This is a genomic window from Pseudomonas sp. GW823-FHT01D03, assembly GCF_058798255.1.
The window spans coordinates 3,231,030-3,252,059 of the sequence record NZ_JBXAKK010000001.1; the positions used below are offsets into that span (position 1 = coordinate 3,231,030).

The 21,030-nt window shown below is 57.8% G+C and carries 19 protein-coding genes and 2 pseudogenes; 11 read left to right on the plus strand and 10 right to left on the minus strand.

Annotated elements, in window-relative coordinates:
* Positions 1–67: 67 nt before the first annotated feature.
* A complete protein-coding gene (locus AC1RBR_RS13935; RefSeq protein WP_400758142.1) occupies positions 68–364 on the minus strand; it encodes a hypothetical protein in 297 nt (98 codons plus the stop codon).
* A gap of 484 nt (positions 365–848) precedes the next feature.
* On the opposite strand from AC1RBR_RS13935, the gene AC1RBR_RS13940 reads away from it, so the two are divergent.
* Positions 849–1,118 (plus strand): DUF2790 domain-containing protein, encoded by a 270-nt coding sequence (locus AC1RBR_RS13940; protein WP_492565004.1) that lies wholly within the window; start codon positions 849–851, stop codon positions 1,116–1,118.
* A gap of 90 nt (positions 1,119–1,208) precedes the next feature.
* Positions 1,209–1,607: a hypothetical protein gene (locus AC1RBR_RS13945; protein WP_492565005.1), complete on the plus strand. Its 399-nt coding sequence runs from the start codon at positions 1,209–1,211 to the stop codon at positions 1,605–1,607.
* Here the strand turns inward: AC1RBR_RS13945 and AC1RBR_RS13950 are convergent.
* Positions 1,604–1,873: a DUF1652 domain-containing protein gene (locus AC1RBR_RS13950; protein WP_007964586.1), complete on the minus strand. Its 270-nt coding sequence runs from the start codon at positions 1,871–1,873 to the stop codon at positions 1,604–1,606. The two genes, AC1RBR_RS13945 and AC1RBR_RS13950, sit on opposite strands and share 4 nt — an antisense overlap.
* A gap of 370 nt (positions 1,874–2,243) precedes the next feature.
* Between AC1RBR_RS13950 and eco the strand changes: the two genes are divergently transcribed.
* Positions 2,244–2,729 (plus strand): serine protease inhibitor ecotin, encoded by a 486-nt coding sequence (eco, locus tag AC1RBR_RS13955; RefSeq protein WP_481394896.1) that lies wholly within the window; start codon positions 2,244–2,246, stop codon positions 2,727–2,729.
* Between the two features lie 21 nt (positions 2,730–2,750).
* Positions 2,751–3,056 carry an NIPSNAP family protein gene (locus AC1RBR_RS13960; RefSeq protein ID WP_003225174.1) on the plus strand — a complete coding sequence of 102 codons (306 nt, stop codon included), beginning with the start codon at positions 2,751–2,753 and terminating at the stop codon, positions 3,054–3,056.
* Between the two features lie 30 nt (positions 3,057–3,086).
* Here AC1RBR_RS13960 and ilvA read toward each other — a convergent pair.
* Positions 3,087–4,120: pseudogene (ilvA, locus tag AC1RBR_RS13965) on the minus strand (threonine ammonia-lyase, biosynthetic); the annotation flags it as partial.
* Positions 4,121–4,327: 207 nt separating this feature from the next.
* Here ilvA and AC1RBR_RS13970 point away from each other — a divergent pair.
* A complete protein-coding gene (locus AC1RBR_RS13970) occupies positions 4,328–4,663 on the plus strand; it encodes a DUF2834 domain-containing protein (protein ID WP_166495849.1) in 336 nt (111 codons plus the stop codon).
* A gap of 146 nt (positions 4,664–4,809) precedes the next feature.
* Here the strand turns inward: AC1RBR_RS13970 and AC1RBR_RS13975 are convergent, their stop codons facing one another.
* Together AC1RBR_RS13975 and AC1RBR_RS13980 are read right to left on the minus strand one after the other, a co-directional pair.
* A complete protein-coding gene (locus AC1RBR_RS13975) occupies positions 4,810–5,733 on the minus strand; it encodes a magnesium transporter CorA family protein (protein WP_047597123.1) in 924 nt (307 codons plus the stop codon).
* Between the two features lie 7 nt (positions 5,734–5,740).
* Positions 5,741–7,315, minus strand: a complete 1,575-nt coding sequence (locus AC1RBR_RS13980; RefSeq protein ID WP_492565008.1) for a RimK family ATP-grasp domain-containing protein — start codon at positions 7,313–7,315, stop codon at positions 5,741–5,743.
* A 92-nt stretch (positions 7,316–7,407) separates the two neighbouring features.
* Between AC1RBR_RS13980 and AC1RBR_RS13985 the strand changes: the two genes are divergently transcribed.
* Positions 7,408–8,526 carry a GNAT family N-acetyltransferase/peptidase C39 family protein gene (locus AC1RBR_RS13985; protein ID WP_492565010.1) on the plus strand — a complete coding sequence of 373 codons (1,119 nt, stop codon included), beginning with the start codon at positions 7,408–7,410 and terminating at the stop codon, positions 8,524–8,526.
* Positions 8,527–8,656: 130 nt separating this feature from the next.
* Here AC1RBR_RS13985 and AC1RBR_RS13990 read toward each other — a convergent pair whose 3' ends face one another.
* Positions 8,657–9,802: a PQQ-dependent sugar dehydrogenase gene (locus AC1RBR_RS13990; RefSeq protein ID WP_492565011.1), complete on the minus strand. Its 1,146-nt coding sequence runs from the start codon at positions 9,800–9,802 to the stop codon at positions 8,657–8,659.
* Between the two features lie 52 nt (positions 9,803–9,854).
* Positions 9,855–10,196 carry a hypothetical protein gene (locus AC1RBR_RS13995; protein WP_492565013.1) on the minus strand — a complete coding sequence of 114 codons (342 nt, stop codon included), beginning with the start codon at positions 10,194–10,196 and terminating at the stop codon, positions 9,855–9,857.
* 192 nt (positions 10,197–10,388) lie between these two features.
* Between AC1RBR_RS13995 and ku the strand changes: the two genes are divergently transcribed.
* Positions 10,389–11,261, plus strand: a complete 873-nt coding sequence (ku, locus tag AC1RBR_RS14000) for a non-homologous end joining protein Ku (RefSeq protein WP_096796557.1) — start codon at positions 10,389–10,391, stop codon at positions 11,259–11,261.
* Positions 11,262–11,410: 149 nt separating this feature from the next.
* Here the strand turns inward: ku and lpxO are convergent, their stop codons facing one another.
* Both lpxO and AC1RBR_RS14010 read right to left on the minus strand, forming a co-directional pair.
* Positions 11,411–12,310 carry a lipid A hydroxylase LpxO gene (gene lpxO, locus AC1RBR_RS14005; protein ID WP_492565015.1) on the minus strand — a complete coding sequence of 300 codons (900 nt, stop codon included), beginning with the start codon at positions 12,308–12,310 and terminating at the stop codon, positions 11,411–11,413.
* 447 nt (positions 12,311–12,757) lie between these two features.
* The gene (locus tag AC1RBR_RS14010; RefSeq protein ID WP_492565017.1) at positions 12,758–13,225 is read right to left on the minus strand and encodes an anti-virulence regulator CigR family protein; all 468 of its coding nucleotides are present in this window, start codon (positions 13,223–13,225) and stop codon (positions 12,758–12,760) included.
* A 168-nt stretch (positions 13,226–13,393) separates the two neighbouring features.
* Between AC1RBR_RS14010 and AC1RBR_RS14015 the strand changes: the two are divergent.
* The 4 genes and pseudogenes from AC1RBR_RS14015 to AC1RBR_RS14030 form a co-directional block, all read left to right on the plus strand.
* Positions 13,394–13,636 (plus strand): annotated as a pseudogene (locus tag AC1RBR_RS14015) (hypothetical protein); the annotation flags it as partial.
* A 796-nt stretch (positions 13,637–14,432) separates the two neighbouring features.
* Positions 14,433–15,557, plus strand: coding sequence for an efflux RND transporter periplasmic adaptor subunit (locus AC1RBR_RS14020; RefSeq protein ID WP_492565019.1), 1,125 nt, complete (start codon positions 14,433–14,435; stop codon positions 15,555–15,557).
* A gap of 17 nt (positions 15,558–15,574) precedes the next feature.
* Positions 15,575–18,685 carry a MexW/MexI family multidrug efflux RND transporter permease subunit gene (locus AC1RBR_RS14025; protein WP_492565021.1) on the plus strand — a complete coding sequence of 1,037 codons (3,111 nt, stop codon included), beginning with the start codon at positions 15,575–15,577 and terminating at the stop codon, positions 18,683–18,685.
* A 16-nt stretch (positions 18,686–18,701) separates the two neighbouring features.
* Positions 18,702–20,108, plus strand: a complete 1,407-nt coding sequence (locus tag AC1RBR_RS14030; RefSeq protein ID WP_492565022.1) for an efflux transporter outer membrane subunit — start codon at positions 18,702–18,704, stop codon at positions 20,106–20,108.
* Positions 20,109–20,369: 261 nt separating this feature from the next.
* On the opposite strand, the gene AC1RBR_RS14035 is transcribed toward AC1RBR_RS14030, so the two are convergent.
* The gene (locus AC1RBR_RS14035) at positions 20,370–20,999 is read right to left on the minus strand and encodes a response regulator (RefSeq protein ID WP_492565024.1); all 630 of its coding nucleotides are present in this window, start codon (positions 20,997–20,999) and stop codon (positions 20,370–20,372) included.
* Positions 21,000–21,030 lie beyond the last annotated feature (31 nt).

A 21,030-nucleotide genomic window follows, 5' to 3' on the forward strand; every position in this document is an offset into this window, starting at 1 on the left:
ACAAACGGGAGAGTAGATAGCGTGAGTTTCGTCCAACGCGATCCTACTCCCGTTCTCATTCAAGGCATCAAACCGGCGCCTTCCAATCCAGCATCTGCTGCTGCGCCACCTGCAGCAAATCATTGCCGTCCTGCGCCAGCAGGTACAGCGCATGGGTAATGTGTGGAATGTCCTGAACATCGCCATGGCGGAAGCACAAGCAGTGCAGGGTTTCGAGCAGGTCGCTGCAGGCGCGGATGCGCTGGACGGCGGCTTCGAGGATGTCTTGGGGGTTGGCTTGGGTGTCGATGACCATTGGAGCGCTGTCGGTGACGCCGCTGTTTAGAGGGTGATAACGATTGGGCAACGGATTTAATATCGGCATCAGAGTTATCTCTTGCTGGGTAAGGTAACCCGCCGACACCGTGACCAAACGATGGGAGGCGGACTGTATGCAAGTTTGGTCAACTGAATACCCAATCAGCTCGCCCGAAGGCGTCCTGCACACAGCCGCCACAGCGATGCACTACGAAGACATAGATGTCCGCGGTGCGAATGATGGCACACATGTGTGAGTATTTTCAGGTGACCAAACCCGAGCCGCTGATTTTGCAGCGACGCCAAACCATACCCGCCCTGCTCCCACCGCCGAAAGCAGACAAGGCATCTGCCCTTGTAGGAATCGGCACCGCATCCCCGAGAAATCATCCCTCCGCCAGACAGCCGGCGTTCAGCCCGGTTAACCATCGCTTAACGCCGCAGTCCAAGACTGTACTGAACCGCACACCTCAGCCCCTGGCTGACGCCGAGTGCGGCAGGTTCGGCCGTATGGCGCCGAACGCTTATTCCGTCGCACGGGAGTCCAATTCATGAACATTCGCACGCTATTGTTTACCTCCGCCCTCGCCTGCACCGCGTTCGCCGGGTTGGCTCAGGCCAATGACACCAACGCTGCTACCCAGCCCGTTCCTTACCAGTACGGCATGCCGTTGCATGTGAACAAAGTGATCTCGCTGACCGAGCCACAAACTCAGCAGTGCAAGGTCATCACCGCTGACATGAAGTACATCGACAATGCAGGCAAGCCGGCGGAAATCACCTATCGGAAAATGTCTGACGCCTGCAACTTCCAGAACTGACAGAAGGCTCTGATTTGCGGCTTTGCGGTAGGCGGTGAAGGGTTCGCGGGTTATGCTCGGGGTCACTTCTCACTGCCGCAGGGACTCGCCATGCGGTTGTCGTTTCGCACGTTGTCGATCATCACTGCTTCGTTGTGTTTTGTACTGGCGCTGGTCTGGGGCTTTTTCCCGCAGGTGTTGCTGGCGATCTGGAGCATTGAGTATTCGAGCACGGTAGGGTTTGTTGCGCGGCGCAGTGCGGTGCTGTTTGCGGCGTTGGGGATGATGTTTTATCTGGTGCGCAGCGCGCCGCCGTCGCTGGGTCGCAATGCCCTGAGCAACGGGTTTATCGTCGGTTGTTTTGGTCTGGCGGTGCTGGGGTTTGGCGAATGGCTGAACGGCCACGCGGGCCCCGGGATTCTGCTCGCGGTGCTGGTCGAGTTCGCGCTGGGCCTTGGCTTTGTGCAGGCCCGGCGCGTGACGGTCGAACTGGGTGAAACGGTGAGTTAAAGCGCTCTGGAGCGAGGACTGTAATGCTGTGGTGTGGTTTGTTGCGCCAGATCCGAACGCAGGCCGGCAATCAGTTCATTGATCTCGCGACAGCCATTGAGATGGCTGGCGTCGATACCGCTGACGTGCAGATCAACCTGGTCAGTCTGGTGGTCACCGAAGACCTTGACGGTCATCGACAGGTCTGGCGACAGCGTGCACTGGCAGCGTTTAGGCAAAAAACTGCTTTCAATGATATTGCGTAGTTCCAAGGCAGACAGAAACATGGTGAACCTCTCCTTATTGATGAAACTGCCAATCAACTCTTCACGTTGACCGCTTTTGCTGCCCCTGCACGGGTGTACCCCCGCTGATTCCCTGGTGCGGCAAACGGTTGTACTGCGAAATGCCCATTGGAGTGTAGGCGCCCGACGCCGGTGCGCTGCACCAAAGCGACGCATAAAACATGCCTTTTATCGGGACATTTCGCCCCTTGTGAAATCAAACACTTGGCGCGGTGGCCAGCAGTTGGCCAGTTGCAAAATGCAAGATCGCCCCTCTTGGGTACTGCAATTTGCAAGTCGACGCCGGTTTGCATTCATCGCTGATGACAGTGAGAATGCCCGTCATCCACCCTACACCCGCCAGGAGGCTTTCATGGGTTCTTTACGCGCTCGCGCGACAATCGGTCTGCTCGTTGCCGGCCTTTCCACCCTCGCCCATGCGGCCAGACTCGAAGACGTCGCGCCGTATCCCAAGGCGGAAAACGGCTTTACTCGCCAAGTCATCCACCTGCCCAAGCAGGATCAGGAAGAGAACTTCCAGGTTGAAGTTCTCGCCGGCAAAACCCTGGAAGTCGACTGCAATCGCCAGCGCCTGGGCGGCGCTCTGGACGAGAAAAACCTCGAAGGCTGGGGCTATCCGTTCTATCGACTGGAAAAAGTCATTGGCCCGATGAGTACCATGATGGCTTGCCCACCCGGCACCGCGAAGAAACGCGCCTTTGTCCCGGTTGTCGGTGATGGCTTCATGCTGCGCTACAACAGCAAGCTGCCACTGGTGATCTATGCCCCGAAAGATGTCGAGGTGCGCTATCGCATCTGGTCGGCTTCGGACAAGGTCGGCACGGCCATCGTGGAATGACCTGAACAGGGAGCGCCAAACGTGATTACCTGCCATGTGCGATACGTGATCGATCCGTACCAATTGACCGAGTTCGAGGCCTACGCCAAAGCCTGGCTGGGCATCGTCGAACGCTTGGGCGGCACGCATCACGGCTATTTCCTGCCCTCCGAGGGCGCGAGCAACATCGCTTATTGCCTGTTCAGCTTTCCTTCGCTGGCTGATTACGAAAGCTACCGGCACATCGCGCTGACCGACCCGGAAAGCACGGCGCTGGTGGAATCACTGGTGCAGAAGAAATTCATCGTCAGCTACGAGCGCAGTTTCCTGCGCCCACTGCTGCCCTGAGTGTTATCACGCCGGGACGCCGCACACCGCGGCGCGCTCGGCGACATGGCGCAGGCTGTCGAAGTTGATGTTGGCGCCGGAGTCGATCGCGACGAAGGTTTGCTCACGAACACCGCTGCGCGCCACGTATTGCTTGATGCCGGCCACCGCCAACGCCCCGGAAGGCTCGGTGATCGAGCGGGTATCGTCGTAGATGTTCTTGATCGCCGCACAGAGTTCGTCATTGCTGACGGTGACCACCTCGTCCACGCAAAACCTGCACACTTCAAATCCATAAGCGCCGATCTGCGCTACTGCCACGCCATCGGCGAACGTTCCGACACTGGGCAACACAACGCGCGCATCCGCTTGCAGCGCCGCCTGCAGGCAGGCCGAGTGCTCCGATTCGACACCGATGATTCGCACCTCCGGCCGCAGGTATTTGACGTACGCCGCAATGCCGGCGATCAGGCCGCCACCGCCGACCGGAACGAAGATCGCATCCAGCGGCCCCTGATGCTGACGGAGGATTTCCATGGCCACCGTGCCTTGGCCGGCGATCACGTCCGGATCATCGAATGGAGAGACAAAAGTTCGCCCGGTCTGCTCGGCCAGTTGCAGCGCATGGGCCAGGGCAAACGGAAAACTCTCGCCGTGCAGCAGCGCCTCGGCATCCCGACTTCGTACCCCAAGCACCTTGAGTTCCGGCGTGGTCGAGGGCATGACGATGGTCGCCGCGATCCCCAGCTCCCGCGCTGCCAGCGCCACGCCCTGCGCATGGTTGCCCGCCGAAGCGGTGATCACCCCGCGAGCTTTCTGCGCATCGCTCAATTGCACCAGTTTGTTGTAGGCGCCACGAATCTTGAAGGAGAACGTCGGTTGCAGGTCTTCGCGCTTGAGCAGGATCCGGTTGCCCAGCGCCTCGGACAGCGCCGGTGCCGCTTGCAACGGCGTACGCACAGCAATGTCGTAGACCGGCGCGGCGAGGATCCTTTTCACGTACTGCTCAAGCAGGGCTTGCTGGTCGGGGCTGTGCGGCATGATCGTCTCCTGACGTTTTGATCAGAACCCCGGAGACAGAAAATGAAAACCCGCCTCTAGGGCGGGTTGGGTGCTGCAGTCGTGAGCTAGCCCGCCAAATGAGGAATGGCGGTAATAATGCTTGGCTGGCAGCGCAATACGGTGGAAGTCATGGGCCTGAAATTAGCCCGGCGGCGACCGGCGAGTCAATGGCTTATTTGCAGATGCCCAGGTAGGCTGGCGATTCTGCTCATCACCCAAGGAAGGAATGCATGATGTCTGTCGCCCTGCCCCTCACTGCGTTGATTGCGTTTACCGGCTACACCGTGTCGGTGATGTTCCAGGCCGAACAGTCGCTGATCGACTTCGGTATCAGCCTGATGTCGCGTCCGGACACGGCGCAGGTGGTGATTGATCTGTATCTGCTGGCGACGCTGGCCGGGGTGTGGATGGTCAAGGATGCCCGGTCGCGAGGGATGTCGGTCTGGTCGGTGGTGCCGTATCTGTTGCTGACGGCGGTGTTTGTGTCGATTGGGCCGCTGCTGTATCTGGTGGTGCGTGGGGTTCGGGAGCGCAGGAAAGTGACTGTGGCAGATCCGGCGAGCTGATCCTGAGCCTCCGGTGCTGCTGAAATAGCTTTCGCGAGCAAGCCCGCTCCCACAAGGGAATTGTGTCAGGCACAGATCCCGAGCCATCCCGCAATCCAGTGTGGGAGCGGGCTTGCTCGCGAAGGCGTCAGCTCAAGCCCCATCAATCACTTGGCCAACCGCCGCAACCCAAACAACATCCCCCCCGCCCCCAGCAACATCACCAGCAGAAACACCGGGTAGGAAATCCACCACGGCGTACCCGCCGTCATCATGCTGAACTCGGACATCCCGCCAATGCTGGCGATCAGGTTCAACGGCAGAAACACTACGTTGATCAACGTCAGTTTGCGCAGCAGGTTGTTCATGCTGTTGTTCATCAGATTGCCGCGCGCATCGATCAGCCCCGAGAACACCGTGGAGTAGATCTCCGCCTGCTTGTAGCACTGGTTGTTCTCGATGATCAGGTCGTCGATCAGCCCGATCGCCTCGCTGCCGAAATGCTGCTTTTCCGCGTGATTGCGCAGCCGCGTCAGCACCGCGCCATTGCTGTGCAGGGCATTGATGTAATAGATCAGGCTTTCGCTGAGGTTGAACATCTGCACCAGGTGCTGGTTCTGCATCGAGGCGTTGAATTTCTGTTGCAGCTCGCGGGCCACCAGTTTGATCACCTTGAGGTGGCCAAGATAATGGTGGATGTTGTTGAACAGTAGATCGAGCAACACATCCAGCGGCGCGTTGAGCGGCTGGCGCGTGCCGATGCCGTGCAGCGGCGTGTCGTCGGTGGCGATCACCAGCAATTGCCCGGGCGCAAACAGCAAGCCGCAGGACGACACTTCGAACGCCAGACTGCCACCGCCGGAATAGTTTTCCGGACGTTTCCAGATCAGGAATAAATGATCAGGGTGAAACTCGATTCGCGAGACTTCGTCCGGGTCCAGCGCCGAGGCCAGCGCGTGTTCGTCGACCTTGTAGTGGCTGTGGAGCAAATCGCGCTCGGCCGCATCGGGATTGCTGAACAGCATCACCTCGGCGTCCAGCCGCTCGACCCGCTGCAACGCGCCATGACTCAATGCGAAACTGCTGATCATCGGCGCGTCACCAGGCCTGGCCGCGACGTTTGAGCTCCAGCCGTCGCACGAACTCCTCCAGTACCAGTGAATACAGATCGTCCTGCAAGTAGGCGTCTTCAATGCCGGCGTCGAGGTTCGGGTTGTCGTTGACCTCGATCACTACCACTTTGTCGCCAGCCTGTTTCAGGTCCACGCCGTAGAGGCCGTCGCCAATCAGGTTGGCGGTCTTGACCGCCAGTTCCACCACCGCTCGCGGCGCCTCGTGGACGGCCAAGGTGCGGCACTCGCCGTTGATGTCCTGGCCCTTGGCTTTGTGGTTGTAGATTTGCCAGTGGCCCTTGGACATGAAGTACTGGCAGGCAAAGATCGGTTTACGGTTGAGCACGCCGATGCGCCAGTCGTACTCGGTGTAGAAAAACTCCTGAGCCAGCAGCAACACCGAGTGTTCGAACAGTTCGGCGGTGGCCTCCAGCAGCGCCTGCTGACTTTCAACCTTGATCACTCCGCGAGAAAAACAGCCGTCGGGGATCTTCAGCACCAGCGGAAAACCGAGGCGTTCGCCGACCCGCTCGAAATCTTCCGGTCGTTCCTTGTAGAGAATTTCCGTGGCGGGCATGCCTAACTGATGGCTGTTGAGCAGGTCGGTCAAGTAAACCTTGTTGGTGCAGCGCAGGATCGACGTCGGGTCGTCCATCACCACCAGGCCTTCGCTTTCAGCCTTCTTGGCGAAGCGATAGGTGTGGTTGTCGACGCTGGTGGTCTCGCGGATCAGCAAGCCGTCGTACTCGGCGATCCGCGCATAATCCTTGCGTTCGATCAGCTCGACGTCGATGCCCATGCGCTTGCCGACCCGGACGAAATTCTCCAGTGCCTTTGCGTTGGATGGCGGCAAGGCTTCCTGCGGATCGTGCAGGATCGCCAAGTCGTAACGCGCCACTTGTGGCGAGCGTGGCGCACGCCAGACTTTACGGCTGAAGCCGTCCAGCGCATTGGCGAACTGGTCTTCCTGATCGTCACGCAACTTGTGCAGCGCGCCGGACTTTATGCCTTCGATGTGCCAACCGTTAGTTCGCCGAAACTCAACTAACAGGATTGGACAAGGAAACACTTCAAACAACTGTCGAGCCAGATCCTGCAGCGGCTCGATATGAGTCTTGCCGAAGTAAAGAGTCAAGGTGAAACCTTCGGTATCGCTGTACAGATGATGACTGAGGGCTTTTTCCAGGGTTTTATCGAGATCGTCCAGCGCCAGACCGTAAAGTGCTTTTTTCGTCAGTTCGCTGATGGTGCGCACCGATGGAATCACCTTGTGCCCGCGGGCTTCAGCCAGCAGCGAGCAGTAGTAACCGTGCCCTAGGTATTTGTAGCTGCGACACAGGTTGATCACCTGCACGCGCTTGCCCGGCTCGCTGTCACGGGTTTGCTCGAGGTACTCCTGAGCTGTGACGATGTCCTCGCTGGGAAAGTACGAGGCCCAGTCTTCCTTGCGTTCGACGATTATCAACACTTGACTGGAAGTTCTGATGGCTGGATTTAAAAAAGTTGCCGCCGGCAAACTTTGCTCGGATACTTCGCGCCAATGACCCTGTACCGCTGACATAGAGATTGATCCGTTGGAGAACAAGACCATTTCTATTAAGCACGAAGTTTTTCGAAAGTCCCGTTTCGTTACGCAACTTTTACGGTGGTCATATGAATGCTGTTTTTCGTTTGGCGGTAGTTGAAGATCTGCCAGCGCTGCTGGCCCTGGAAATGCAATGTTTCACCACCGACCGGCTCACCAGCCGCAGCTTTCAGTGGATGATTACCCGCGCCCATGCGCAACTGCTGGTCGTCGAGCTTGATGGTCGATTGCTCGGCTACGCACTGGTGCTGTTTCATCGCGGCACCTCGCTGGCGCGCCTGTACTCGATCGCCATTGCCGGCGAAGCTCGCGGCAGCGGTTTGGGCAAACAGTTGCTGCAACGTATCGAGGCCTGCGCCGTCGAGCATGACTGCGCGTATCTGCGCCTGGAAGTGCGTATCGACAACCCCTCCGCCATCGCGCTTTACGAGCGCAACGGCTACCGACGCTTTGCGTTGATTCACGATTACTACGAAGACCACACCGATGCGTTGCGTCTGGAAAAACGCATTGTTCAGCACCGTGATTCGCGCAACATCAAAGTGCCCTATTACCCGCAAACCACTGAGTTCACCTGTGGCCCGGCCTGTCTGCTGATGGCCATGGGCGCGCTGCAACCTGAGCGTTTACTGGAGCGGCGCGAAGAATTGCAGATCTGGCGTGAAGCGACCACGGTGTTCATGACCTCCGGCCATGGTGGCTGCAGCCCTCAAGGCTTGGCACTGGCCGCTTGGCGGCGGGGTTTCCGGGTGCGCTTGCAACTGAGTATGGCCGGGCCATTGTTCCTCGACGGCGTGCGTGATGAGCATAAAAAAGACGTCATGCGCCTGGTGCACGAGGAGTTCAGCGCACAAATGCAAGAGACCGATATCGAGCGCAAGATTGGCACCCATCTGGATTTGCCGCGCCTGCTACAGGATGGCGGACAGCCTCTGGTGTTGATCAGCAGCTATCGCCTGACCCGCTCCAAGTCACCGCACTGGGTGGTGGTCACCGATTGCGATGAAGATTTTGTGTACCTGCATGATCCCGATGTCGATCACAGCCAGCATCGTCAGCCGATGGACTGCCAGCATGTGCCGGTCAGCCATGGCGAGTTTGAAAAGATGAGCCGGTTTGGGCGGGGGAAATTGCGCGCGGCGGTGGTTTTGTATGCCCGCGCTACGCCAACTATCGTTACGCTCTAGAGACTTTTTTTGTGGCGAGGGAGCTTGCGCCCGCATGAGTGCGTAGCGCTCGCAGAATTTTGGGGGGCTGCGCAGCCCAGCGGGAGCAAGCTCCCTCGCCACAGGACATCTATGAAAGTTTGAAGTGAAGTTACTTCAGACCGATCTTGTAGAGCGCACCATCCTGTTCATCCGTCAGCACGTACAGATAGCCATCCGGCCCCTGCCGTACATCGCGAATCCGCTGTTTCAGTTCACCCAACAGCCGCTCCTCGTGCACCACCTTGTCCCCGTCAAACTGCAACCGGATCAGCTCCTGACTGACCAGCGCACCAATAAACAGGTTCTGCTGCCAAGGCTTGAAGCGGTCAGCGTCATAGAACGCCATCCCGCTGACACCGGGTGATTTCTCCCAGACATGGTGCGGATCAACGGCTCCCTCGACGCTCTTGCCCTTGGCTTCCGGGATCGGTTGCAGCGAATAATTGATGCCGTGGGTCGCCAGCGGCCAACCGTAGTTCTTGCCGCGCTCGATGATGTTCACCTCATCGCCGCCACGGGGGCCATGCTCGTTTTCCCAGATAGTGCCATTCCACGGATTAAGCGCTGCGCCCTGCGGGTTGCGCTGGCCGTACGACCAGATTTCCGGACGCACGCCGGACTGGCCTACAAACGGGTTGTCATCCGGCACCTTGCCGTCGGGGAAGATCCGCACGACCTTGCCTTGCAGCTTGTCGAGATCCTGCGCGGTCGGCCGGTCGTTGTTTTCGCCCAGAGTGATGAACAGGTAACCGTCGCGGTCGAACACCAGTCGTGAGCCGAAATGGTTACCGGTCGAGAGCTTCGGCTCCTGACGAAAGATCACCTTGAAATCGCTGATCGTCTTCAAGTCGTCTGACAGTCGGCCGCGCCCGACCGCGGTACCGGCCTTGTCCCCGGCGCCACCGCCCTCGGCGTAGGACAGATAGACCATTCGATCCTGTTTGAAGTCCGGCGACAGCACCACGTCGAGCAAACCGCCCTGGCCCTTGGCCCAGACCTTGGGCACGCCGCTGATGGGTTCGGAACGCTTGCCGTCGGCGCCAATCAACCGCAGGTTACCGGGACGTTCGGTGACCAGCATGCCTTGGCGATCCGGCAGAAATGCCAGCGCCCAGGGATGCTCAAGGCCTTGGGTGATCGTGGTGACTTCAAGGGTGCCCTGCTCGCTTTGCAACTCTTTAGGGGCAGCGGCAAAGGCAGGCGCGCTGATCAACGCGCCGGCACACAGCGTGGCTAGAAGGGTTTTACGCAACATGCACGATTCCTTTTGTTCATTTCGAAGGCTGACAGGCGTTCAGGCCTGATGTTCAACGGTTGCTGTCGCCAGCGCGTGGCGGTGGGTTGGGGATGAATCTGGGTGGCGTACTCGGTACCGAGCGTTGCTGCTGGCCATTGCCAACGCCGCCATTGCCGACGGTGGGCGTACTGGGCACCGGCACTGTATTCGGCCCGCGAATCGCCGGCGCGCTGGGCTGCGTGCCCTGCATGCTGTTGGGATTGGCCCGGCGGATCGGGCTGTTATAGGGATTGTTGCTGGTGCCGGTGGGACTTTGCGCCAGCAATAGCGGCGCGGACAGTGCCTCGACGTCGGCATGCGCCAGGCCTGCCCCAAGGAGCAGAACGATCATGCCGGGCAATATTCGGTTCATGGGGTGGCCTCTCGATGCGCAGGTGATAGAGCCTTCGAGTCCACGCTACGCCCTGGGTTCGGATTTGTTAACCCATCGCCCTTAAACAAGATGTAACACGGCTTGACCGTCAGCACGGCGTCCCCAGGCAAACGCTGGAAACTTTCGCCACAAGCTGCAGGTCACCTGAACATCACTCGCGGAGGACTCACCATGGCTCGGGCAATCTGGAAAGGCGCGATCAGTTTCGGACTGGTTCATATCCCTGTCGCGCTCGTGTCGGCAACGTCTTCGCACGGCGTGGACTTTGACTGGCTGGACAGCCGCAGCATGGACCCGGTGGGTTATAAACGGGTGAACAAGGTCACCGGCAAGGAAGTCACCAAGGAACACATCGTCAAAGGCGTGGCCTACGAAAAGGGCCGCTACGTGGTGCTCAGCGAGGAAGAGATCCGCTCGGCGCACCCGGTGTCGACGCAGACCATCGACATCTTTTCCTTCGTTGACGCTGAGCAGATTCCGCTACAGAACATCGACACGCCTTATTACCTGGCCCCGGACAAACGCGGGGGCAAGGTCTACGCCCTGTTGCGTGAAACATTGAGCAAAACCAACAAGGTCGCCCTCGCCCGCGTCGTCCTGCACACTCGGCAATACTTGGCGGCGCTGATGCCGCTGGAATCGGCGCTGGTGCTGGTCAAACTGCGCTGGCCTCAGGAAGTACGCGGCCTCGACGAACTGGAACTGGGCAGCGAGGTGACCAAGCCGCAACTGGCCAAGGGCGAGTTGGACATGGCTAAACGTCTGGTGCAGGACATGAGCGGTGACTGGAGTCCGGAGGACTACAAGGACGAGTTTGAAGACAAGATCATGGCACTGGTCGAGAAAAAGGCCCATGAAGGCAAGATTGAGGATGTTGAAACCGTGGGTGGCGAGGAGGAGCGCAAATCTGCCGATGTGATCGACTTGACCGAACTGCTTAAACGCAGCCTGGGCGGTAAGGCGCCGGCCAAAGCGAAGGCAAAGGACAAGCCTGCCAGTAAGGCAGCCCCGGCGAGAAAGACCAAAAAGGCTTCGGGAGAGTAAGCAGATCCGGTTCCTGTCAGGAAGCTGACAGGTTGGCTTTGAGAGACTCATCGCCAGCGGCTCCCTCAGGGAATGCATTCTTTTCTGAACTCACATTCCCTGAGGGAGCCAGCCTGCTGGCGATGGCATAAACAGGCGCGGTACAGCTATCAGATCAAGATGAAGATCGCCAGCAAGCCGCCGAAAATCGCCCACTTTTCCATGTAGTAACGCGTACGGTTGCGCTTTTTCAGGTCTTTGCCGCGCAGTCGCACTTTGTAGATTTTGGTAAACAGGCGGTTGATCCCGCCGGTACGGTCGCCCGCATCGTTAGGTGCACCCGCCGCCGACATCACGGTGCGACTGAACCAGCTGTTGAACGCCGCTGCCCAGCGATATTTCATTGGGCGTTCGATGTCGCAGAACAGGATGATGCGGTTTTTGTCGGTGGTGTTTTCGGCGTAGTGGATGTAAGTCTCATCGAACATCACCGCCTCACCGTCGCGCCAATGGTAGCTCTCGCCGTCGACATTGATGTAGCAACCGGCATCGTTCGGCGTGTCGAGACCCAAGTGGTAGCGGTACGAACCCGCATACGGGTCACGGTGACGAACCAGTTTCGAACCTGGTGGCAGCTCGGCGAACATCGCGGCCTTGATCGAACCGATGCTCTGCACCAGCTCTGTGGTGCGCGGACACAGTTTCATCGCCGACGGATGGCTGTCGCCGTACCACTTGAGGTAGAAACGCTTCCAGCCAGTTTTGAAGAACGAGTTGAAACCGACGTCATCGTACTGATTGGAACGCTTGATCTCACCGGCACGCAGCAGGTCCTGCCCTTCCTGGCGAATTTCTTCCCAATGCGCCTGCAACGGGCTCAGGTCCGGAAACTCCGACGGATCGAGATACGCTTTGTTCGGTTTCTTCGAAAACAGGTACAGGAAGCAGTTGATCGGCGCCAGGAACGTCGAGTGATCGCTCAACTGCCGGCCCAGTTTGTGGCGCACACGACCACGAAGGTGAACGTATGCAATGGAAATGACATAAATAGCGGCAATGATGAGTTTCACGGAAATCGTCACACGTCAAAAGTGAACAAACTGCGCGCCTGCCGGCCAGAGGCCCAGGGTCTATGCAGTGGCATGAATACAGATACTATCCCGGTGGCACTTCCTTGAGCCCATGCCGTTAGCGGCTATTGGGTAATCGGATGGCATTTTAGCCATACTTTGTAACCAATGGTGAACCTGATCTGTTAAAAACTGTCCGCAGAATCTGCCAAACGGCAGGCGCGACAATACGCTCGTGCAGGTGCAGGAGTGCTGACACAGAGCAAAAACAAAGGTTGGAATACGCTACGACCGAGGTCGCTATGCCGTGCCCAGGGTCGAAGACGTGGACGCGCCCAATAGGTTGACCATGGACGCCATGCTGCCTAAGGGCCCCGCCGTCATGATCCGTTTCCTGACCTTCGGCGCGGCCTTTGCTGGAGACGCTGCCTTAAAACCGGCACGCGATTAATCGAAAGCGCCATTCAGCACTTCGTAAATAAGCCCGCTCGCAATGGCTACCAGAATCAAGTCTGTGCCCGCCTGCTGCCATTCGTAGCCATCGTAATGAGGCAGGCGCCCCGCCAGTCGCCCATCCAGTTTTTTGGCGATACCCGGCGGCAACGGCTTGCCGCGCGCCAGATTCTTCTGAATGCCGGGAGGCAGTGCCGGACCGGGGCTCCAGTAGTCTCTGTAGCCGTTGAGCACGCCCAGCACACCGCTTCGATCGATCACTGGTGCATAGTCCCGGTTGCCCGAGTTGGATCCTTTATTTTTGCCACCCTGATTGCCGTGACCCTGACTGTTCTGGGAGCCGCCCTTGCCGTTCCCTTTGCCATTACCATTGCCATTTCCCGGATCGGCCAGTGCGGTTATTGAGCTCACCGCCAAAGCCAGGCAGGTAACAGACGCAACAAGTAATCGTGTTTTAAACATGACCGTCCTCTCATGAGACATTCCTGTTTGAAATGTAGACGATGTTGCTGGTTTTGGTTGCTCCCTGGATTGCTCCAAGCGCGGGACAAGCCAGCAGTCCGGGCGGACCTCAGCCTTGCGCGGCAATGAACACCGTTACGCAACAGCCTTCAGGTTCATTAGAGTCTGCCATACAACTGCCGCATGACTTATGCGACAATGCGCGCAATGTCTGGCATGAATCCCGCCTTTATTGCCCAACAGCCTGGACACCGCGTCCAGATGCTGCTCTCGCCCCACGCCTGCCGGCTTACCGCCAGCACTGATCGGGGTCGGGAAGAAAAAGCTCCAAAATGCCCCAGAAATGGCCCAAGCGCCAAATGTGCGGCTCGCAACCCATTGATAGGTAAAGCAATTGATCTCCACAGCTAACATCACGATGCGATCTTAAAAGCATCGTGATGCGGCCAAAAACGTAATAATATCAGTCGGTTAGCACGCGCAAGAGCGCACCAGAATACGCCATCTAGCAGATGACGGTATCAAAATCGGTATCAGCTTTATTCATGCTTGATTCCGAAATTCCGGCCGCTGGATAACTCAATTGGTGCAGCAGTAAGAGCGTTCAGACTCGAAAATCTGCTCATTAATCCCCACACAGCAACAGCTCATGACGGCGAGCGAGTGACATATTGGCCCCGGGTAAGGGCGTGTCGTAAAGGTCCCGCACCTTCACTATTCTCACGAAATAGTGGCGGCCAATTCAGCCATGGCCTACCCCAATCTCGCATTTGATCGAACTCACTTACAGCTTCAGAGTCGCGTTTTGGCTGAAGCGGTGTCCGTATGTGCCATACATCATCGATCGGGGGCATTTTCGGACAAGAAGATCGACGATGCGCAGATCTTCAGGCTGCATGTCAAAGCGGCACTCAGAGCTAATGCTAATTGAGGCTCGGCCCGGCTCACTCAGACTTCGATGTGGACGTTGGCGAAAGAACCTTGGGGTTTTGCGCATGGAAGCTCTCGTCCCTTGCTCGATATCATTTCATCGCCATTAACCTACAGCCGCCGCTTAGTGATCGGCTCGTCCCAACCTGATAGTGGAGTGTGCAGTTGAGCTTTTCGCTCTGCCGCCCCTGATTCTCCAATCGATGATGTTTAAACCGAAACCTATTTCCTGCGCCTCGAGCGCGGGATGTCTTTGTCATTCAAGAAAGCAAGACACATGAATAGAACATTTAAACGCTGGGCCGGCGGCACCATGCTGCTGGCTGGCTGCTGCGCCCTCTCCGTCACCGTGCTTTGCGCTAACCCTCGCATTGCACAGGACGAAACTAAACCCGTCAGCCCGGCGATCAAAGTTGCAGTAGCGACTGTCGCCCAGGACGAGAAATCCGACGTGCTCACTGGCATTGGCGAGCTTGAAGCCACTCGCCAAGTCAAGATAAATGCCGAAGTAAATGGCCGCGTTACAGCCATCTTTTTTCGTGCCGGAGAAGTCGTCCAGGCTGGCCAGACCTTGGTCCAGTTAAACGACGCTCCGGAGAGAGGGGAACTGGCGCGCCTGAAAGCACAATCAGTCAATGCAAAACTTCGCCTGCAACGTACGAAACACCTGGTTCCTCAGCAGGCAGCTACACAGGAGCAGCTTGATCAAGCGCAGGCTGACTACCAGGTCATTCAGGGTGATATCGCTCGCGTGACTGCACTGATCGAGCAAAAGCGCGTCAAGGCTCCCTTTTCGGGTGTATTGGGTGTGCGCACAGTCAACCTGGGTGAGTTCGTCAAGTCGGGAGCGGCATTGGTATCTCTGACTGACGTCAATACGCTGTTCGCCAACGTCACCCTGCCAGAGCGTGACTTTGCCAAGCTGAAACCCGGTCAGGCCATACAAATTGCTGTTGATGCCTATCCGAGCCGCACCTTCACCGGCAAGGTCAGCACCGTTGAGCCCCGTATCGACCCAGGTACGAGAACGTTGCTGGTTCAGGCCATGATACCAAATACAGAAAAACTGCTGACGCCCGGCATGTATGTGAAGGCCAGCATCGTGATGCCAACGCGCGAACGAGTCCTGAGCGTTCCGGAAACCGCCGTCAGTTACAACACCTATGGCGATTTTGTTTACGCGGTGCAAGGTAGCGATGAAAAAAAACTCAGCGCGCGCCTGATTCAGGTCAAGACCGGTAACCGTTCGCACGGGCGTGCCGTGCTGCTCGAAGGAGTCAAGGCCGGAGACCGAGTCGTCACCTCCGGTCAATTGCGCCTGAGCAATGGCGCTCACGTCGAAATCATCTCTCAGGACAGCGTGTCGCTCGAAACAGCACCCAAGTCTGACCTTGATAAGTAACAGGCGAAAAAACTGTCATGAAGTTTACTGATCTTTTTGTCCGGCGCCCGGTATTGGCGCTGGTGGTGAGCACCCTGGTCCTGCTGCTCGGGTTGCTTGCCGTCAACCATTTGCCCGTTCGGCAATACCCGCTCACGGAAAGCGCCACGCTGACCATCACCACCCAGTACCCTGGCGCCTCGCCGCAGTTGATGCAGGGTTTCGTGACTCAGGCGATCGCGCAGTCGGTGGCCACTGTCGAGGACGTTGATTACATGACGTCGACTTCGACTCAGGGCCGCAGCGTGATTGCCGTGCGCATGAAGCTCAACGCCGACTCGAACAAGGCGATGACGCAAGTGATGGCCAAGGTCAACGAGGTCAAGTACCGGCTCCCGGCCGAAGCTTATGACCCGGTCATCGTGAAGTCTTCCGGGGAAGCGACGGCTGTTGCTTACGTCGGTTTTTCAAGTCCGACCTTGTCCACCGCCGCGCTGTCGGACTACGTCACTCGTGTGGTACAGCCACAGCTATCGTCAATCGAAGGTGTCGGAAGCATCGACCTCAATGGTGGGCAGAAGATGGCCATGCGGATTTGGCTGGATGCCAACCGCATGGCGGCTCACGGAATCTCGGGCGCCGATGTCGCGCAAGCACTGCGCGACAACAACGTTCAAGCTGCCCCGGGCCAGGCCAAGGGCCTTTACGTAGTCTCCGACATTCAGGTCAACACGGATCTGGTCAGTGTCGCCGAGTTCCGCGATCTGGTGGTCAAGTCCACGTCTGTGGGGATTGTTCGTTTGAACGATATCGCCACCGTCGAACTGGGTGCAGCCGCGACGGACACCAGCGCCACCATGGATGGTGTCAATGCGGTGTTCTTCGGTCTGAACGCGGCACCAAATGCCAATCCGTTGGTTATCGTGAAAAAGCTCAACGAACTGCTGCCGGGTATCCGTCAAAACCTCCCGGCCGACGTCAAGGTCGCCGTGCCTTTCGAACTGGCGCGTTTTATCAGTGCTTCGATTGACGAAGTATTGGGCACCCTGCTGGAGGCGATCATCATTGTCGTGGTGGTGATCTTCCTCGCCTTGGGATCTGCGCGTGCCGTCATCATTCCGGTCATCACCATTCCGCTGTCGATGCTCGGCGCAGCGGCGTTCATGGCGATGTTCGGTTTCAGCATCAACCTGTTGACGCTGTTGGCCATGGTGCTGGCGATAGGTCTGGTGGTCGATGACGCCATTATCGTGGTGGAAAACGTTCACCGGCATATCGAAGAGGGGCTCTCCCCTGCCCGTGCGGCCTTGATTGGTGCGCGTGAAGTGGCTGCGCCGGTGATTGCCATGACGTTGACACTGGCTGCGGTCTACGCGCCAATCGGCCTGATGGGCGGTCTGACGGGGTCACTGTTCAAGGAGTTCGCATTCACCCTGGCAGGCTCGGTCATGGTGTCGGGCCTTATCGCACTGACGCTGTCGCCAGTCATGAGTTCGTTTTTGCTCGACAGCAAAATGAGTGAAGGCTGGATGGCTCGTCGGGCAGAGCAATTTTTCCATCACCTGGGTCAGGCTTACGGTCGCGTGCTGGATATTTCTCTGCACCACCGCTGGGTCACCTGTTTCGTTGCCCTGATCGTGATCTTGAGCGTGCCGGTTCTGTACAGCCACACCAAAAGCGAACTCGCCCCGGTCGAGGATCAGTCCACCGTACTGACCGCGATCAAGTCGCCACAGAATGCCAACATCGACTACGTCGAAAAGTTCGGCAAGAAGTGGAACGAGGTCATGGTCACGCTGCCTGAGCAGAGCAATCTGTGGTTGATCAACGGGATCAACGGAGTTTCCAACAGCATCGGTGGTGTGAACTTCGTCGAGTGGGAGGAGCGTGAACGCAACGCCGATCAGATCCAGCTCGACATGCAAAACCGCGCCAATGCCATTGAAGGCAACAACGTCTTTGCCTTCCAGTTGCCCTCGTTGCCCGGTTCCACAGGAGGCCTGCCGGTGCAGATGGTGCTCAAAAGTGCCAGCGACTACAAAGTGGTCTACGAGGCCATGGAAGAGCTGAAAAGCGCTGCTCGCAAAAGTGGCCTGTTCATGGTCGTGGACAGTGATCTGGACTACAACAACTCCGTCATTCGCATCAAGGTCGATCGCTCCAAGGCTAACAGCCTGGGTGTGACCATGAAGGCCATCGGCGACACGCTGGCCGTGCTGGTGGGTGAAAACTACGTCAACCGTTTCGCCATGGATGGTCGCTCCTATGACGTGATTCCACAGAGCTTGCGCAATGAACGTCTATCGCCAGAAGCGCTTTCGCGTTTTTACGTGACCAGTGTCAGCGGCGCACAAGTACCGCTGTCCAACCTGGTGGAAGTCTCGACAGGTGTCGAGCCAAACCAGCTGACGCAATTCAACCAGCTGAACTCGGCGATTCTGCAAGCCATTCCCAACCCAGGCGTGAGCATGGGTGAGGCTGTGCAATTTCTTGAAGAACAGACCAGCAAACTGGCGCCGGGATTTACCTACGACTGGCTGTCGGATTCGCGTCAGTACCAGCAGGAAGGTGCCGCGCTGTACATGGCCTTTCTGTTCGCCATCATCGTGATTTACCTGGTGCTGGCGGCGCAGTACGAAAGTTTGCTTGATCCGCTGATCATCTTGATCAGTGTGCCGATGTCGGTCTGTGGTGCGTTGATTCCGTTGGCGCTGGGCATGGCCACGATGAACATCTACACCCAGATCGGTCTGGTGACACTGATTGGCCTGATCAGCAAGCACGGCATCCTCATGGTCGAGTTCGCCAATGAAATCCAGATCAAGGAAGGCCTGGACCGCCGCGCTGCGATCCTGCATTCGGCCAAGCTGCGTCTGCGTCCGATCCTGATGACCACCGCCGCCATGGTGACCGGGCTGATCCCGCTGCTGTTTGCTTCGGGTGCCGGCGCCCACAGTCGTTATGACCTCGGTCTGGTGATCGTCGTGGGCATGCTCGTGGGGACTGTCTTCACCTTGCTGGTCCTGCCGACCATGTATTCCCTCATTGCCGTGGACCATCGTGCCGCGGCCAACAATCCCCGCACTCTTGAACTGGACAGCGCGGACGAAGTGACGACCAGCGCGGGTTCCGGAGCTGATCATGCTTAATCGAGGAATGTTCTCAATGCGTATGCGATATCTTCTGCTGTGCCCGGCCTTGCTGGCCGGCTGCACCGTAGGCCCCGACTACAAACCTGTCACCAACCAGCCGATTACCCTGACGCAGCCGCTGCCCACTCACCTGTACTCTGCAGATCGCCTGCAACAGGACTGGTGGCGTCAATTCAAGGACAGCAAACTGGACGCGTTGATTGAGCAGGCACTGGCCAGCAACCACGACATCCGCATCGCTCAAGCCCGATTGAGTGAAGCGCGCGCAGTGCTCGATGAGCGCGAGCTCGACAAGTGGCCGACGGTAACCGCCGGCGCAGACTATTCACGCAGTATCTCTCAGGCAAACACCGGCACTGTGGGTGAGCGGAATCTAAACAAAACCTACAGCGCCGGGCTGGATGCTCAATGGGAAATCGATCTGTTTGGCCGTTTGCAACGTCTTTCACAAGCGGCAGAGGCGCGTAGCGAATCCGTCGCAGATGATCTAGTGCAAGTACGCATTGTGGTGGTCGCTGAAGTGGCTCGTAACTACTTTCAGTGGTATGGCGCTCAGCAGCAATTGAGCGTGGCTCGCGCCAACCTGGCCAACCAGGACGCGGAGGTAACGGTGGTGCGCAGCATGGTAGAGCAAGGCCGCGGGAATTCCGATGAACTGGAAAGTGCGCAAGCACTGCAGGCGAGTATCAAGGCGTCTCTGGCACCGTTGCAAACACGTAGCGATCTAGCCCGTTTTCGCCTGGCAGTGCTGGTCGGTGTACGTCCTGATCAATTGATGGCTCTGGAAAAAGCGACGCCTCTGCCGCCATTGGGCACGCGTTTGCCCATCGGTGATATCGGTGATCTACTGCGTCGACGCCCGGATGTGGCGAGCGCCGAGCGCGCCTTGGCAGCGTCCAACGCCGATGTGGGGGCGATCACCGCCGAACTCTACCCTCGCATCAACTTGGGTGGTTTCCTCGGGTTTGTTGCCTTGCGCGGTGGCGACTGGGGCGAAGGCAGCAGTCGAGCGTTCAGCATCATGCCTTCGGTAAGCTGGCCGGCGCTGCATCTGGCTAGTGTGAAGGCGCGCCAACGTGCAGCACAGGCCCGTCATCAAGGTGCACAGGCGCAGTATGAGTTGGTCGCCTTGCGTGCCATTGAAGAGACCGAAGCGGCATTGACGACCTATAGCCAATCGCAGGAGCGGCTTCGTGATCTCGCCGAGTCTGCTGAGCACAGTGCGCAGGCTGCTTCGCTGGCCGGCATTCGCTACAAGGCAGGACAAGCGCCGTACCTGGTCGAATTGGACGCGCGGCGCTCCTTGTTCGCCTATCAGGACGCCCTCGCCCAGGCTGATACTGCGACGTTTCTCAATGTCGTCGCGCTGTACAAGGCATTGGGCGGTGGTTGGCAGGCTCCGCAACCATCCAGCCACTGACAATTACGCCAAAACTGACGTTTGTACCTTTCCTGCAAACCGTAAAAAAGCCGCCGTATACGACGCCTAGTTGGTGTTGTACATGGCGGCTTTGAGCATTCGGGATGGGTGATCCTCGCTCGGACCATACTTCTCACCTCCTGATAGCGCAACGGGCTATCTGCGTGAGGCATTATGTACCTGGAGCTTGGTAAGCATGCGTGAAGTATCAACGGGCGCTGTTACGTTCTCATCAAAAAACACGCATTGCGCGTGTTCCTTTCAAACCAGGCCATTACGCTTGGCAAGCTCACCGAGGGCAATCAAGTTTTCGACACTCAGTTTTCGCTGTAGGCGAACGCGATAGGTGCTGACGGTCTTGTGATTGATCATCAACTCATCGGCGATATCTTGATTACCCATCCCTCGCGCCAACAACTTCAAAACGGTAATTTCACGATCCGACAGCTGCGCGATCAACAGACTTTCCTGACTGGCTGCCTGGGTATTATCGCGAAGTTGGTGAATGGTGTTTGCCGGAAAGTAGCTGTAACCGGAAAGCACGGCTTTAACCGCACCAATCAGTTCGTCTAGACTGTCGTCCTTGCAAACAAAACCTGCCGCGCCCGCTTGCAACGAGCGCATCGCGAAGTTGCGAGTGTCGCCGGAGGTTAGGATCAATACGCGGGTGGAAATGCCAATAGCCTTCAAGTGAGCAATCACTGCGAGGCCGTCCATTTTGGGAATGCTCAAATCCAGAATGACCAGATCCGGGAGAATTTTTCGGATACTATCGACGGCATCAACACCATTGTCGACTTCCGCCACAACAGTGTGTCCCTCTCCTTCGAGCATTACTCGAACCGCCATCCGCATCAGTGGATGATCGTCGACTATCACTATACTTCCCATTGTCGAATATCCTTGGCCTTTTAATATCGGC

Excerpts from the sequence above, each read along its gene's own strand:
- AC1RBR_RS14020 (WP_492565019.1), top strand. The coding sequence starts at position 14,433 with ATGAATAGAACATTTAAACGCTGGGCCGGCGGCACCATGCTGCTGGCT.
- AC1RBR_RS13980 (WP_492565008.1), bottom strand. The coding sequence starts at position 7,315 with ATGTCAGCGGTACAGGGTCATTGGCGCGAAGTATCCGAGCAAAGTTTG.
- AC1RBR_RS14030 (WP_492565022.1), top strand. The coding sequence starts at position 18,702 with ATGCGTATGCGATATCTTCTGCTGTGCCCGGCCTTGCTGGCCGGCTGC.
- ku (WP_096796557.1), top strand. The coding sequence starts at position 10,389 with ATGGCTCGGGCAATCTGGAAAGGCGCGATCAGTTTCGGACTGGTTCAT.
- AC1RBR_RS14035 (WP_492565024.1), bottom strand. The coding sequence starts at position 20,999 with ATGGGAAGTATAGTGATAGTCGACGATCATCCACTGATGCGGATGGCG.
- AC1RBR_RS13975 (WP_047597123.1), bottom strand. The coding sequence starts at position 5,733 with ATGATCAGCAGTTTCGCATTGAGTCATGGCGCGTTGCAGCGGGTCGAG.
- AC1RBR_RS13935 (WP_400758142.1), bottom strand. The coding sequence starts at position 364 with ATGCCGATATTAAATCCGTTGCCCAATCGTTATCACCCTCTAAACAGC.
- AC1RBR_RS13985 (WP_492565010.1), top strand. The coding sequence starts at position 7,408 with ATGAATGCTGTTTTTCGTTTGGCGGTAGTTGAAGATCTGCCAGCGCTG.
- AC1RBR_RS14025 (WP_492565021.1), top strand. The coding sequence starts at position 15,575 with ATGAAGTTTACTGATCTTTTTGTCCGGCGCCCGGTATTGGCGCTGGTG.
- AC1RBR_RS13940 (WP_492565004.1), top strand. The coding sequence starts at position 849 with ATGAACATTCGCACGCTATTGTTTACCTCCGCCCTCGCCTGCACCGCG.
- AC1RBR_RS13990 (WP_492565011.1), bottom strand. The coding sequence starts at position 9,802 with ATGTTGCGTAAAACCCTTCTAGCCACGCTGTGTGCCGGCGCGTTGATC.
- AC1RBR_RS14010 (WP_492565017.1), bottom strand. The coding sequence starts at position 13,225 with ATGTTTAAAACACGATTACTTGTTGCGTCTGTTACCTGCCTGGCTTTG.
- AC1RBR_RS13995 (WP_492565013.1), bottom strand. The coding sequence starts at position 10,196 with ATGAACCGAATATTGCCCGGCATGATCGTTCTGCTCCTTGGGGCAGGC.
- AC1RBR_RS13970 (WP_166495849.1), top strand. The coding sequence starts at position 4,328 with ATGATGTCTGTCGCCCTGCCCCTCACTGCGTTGATTGCGTTTACCGGC.
- AC1RBR_RS13945 (WP_492565005.1), top strand. The coding sequence starts at position 1,209 with ATGCGGTTGTCGTTTCGCACGTTGTCGATCATCACTGCTTCGTTGTGT.
- eco (WP_481394896.1), top strand. The coding sequence starts at position 2,244 with ATGGGTTCTTTACGCGCTCGCGCGACAATCGGTCTGCTCGTTGCCGGC.
- AC1RBR_RS13950 (WP_007964586.1), bottom strand. The coding sequence starts at position 1,873 with ATGTTTCTGTCTGCCTTGGAACTACGCAATATCATTGAAAGCAGTTTT.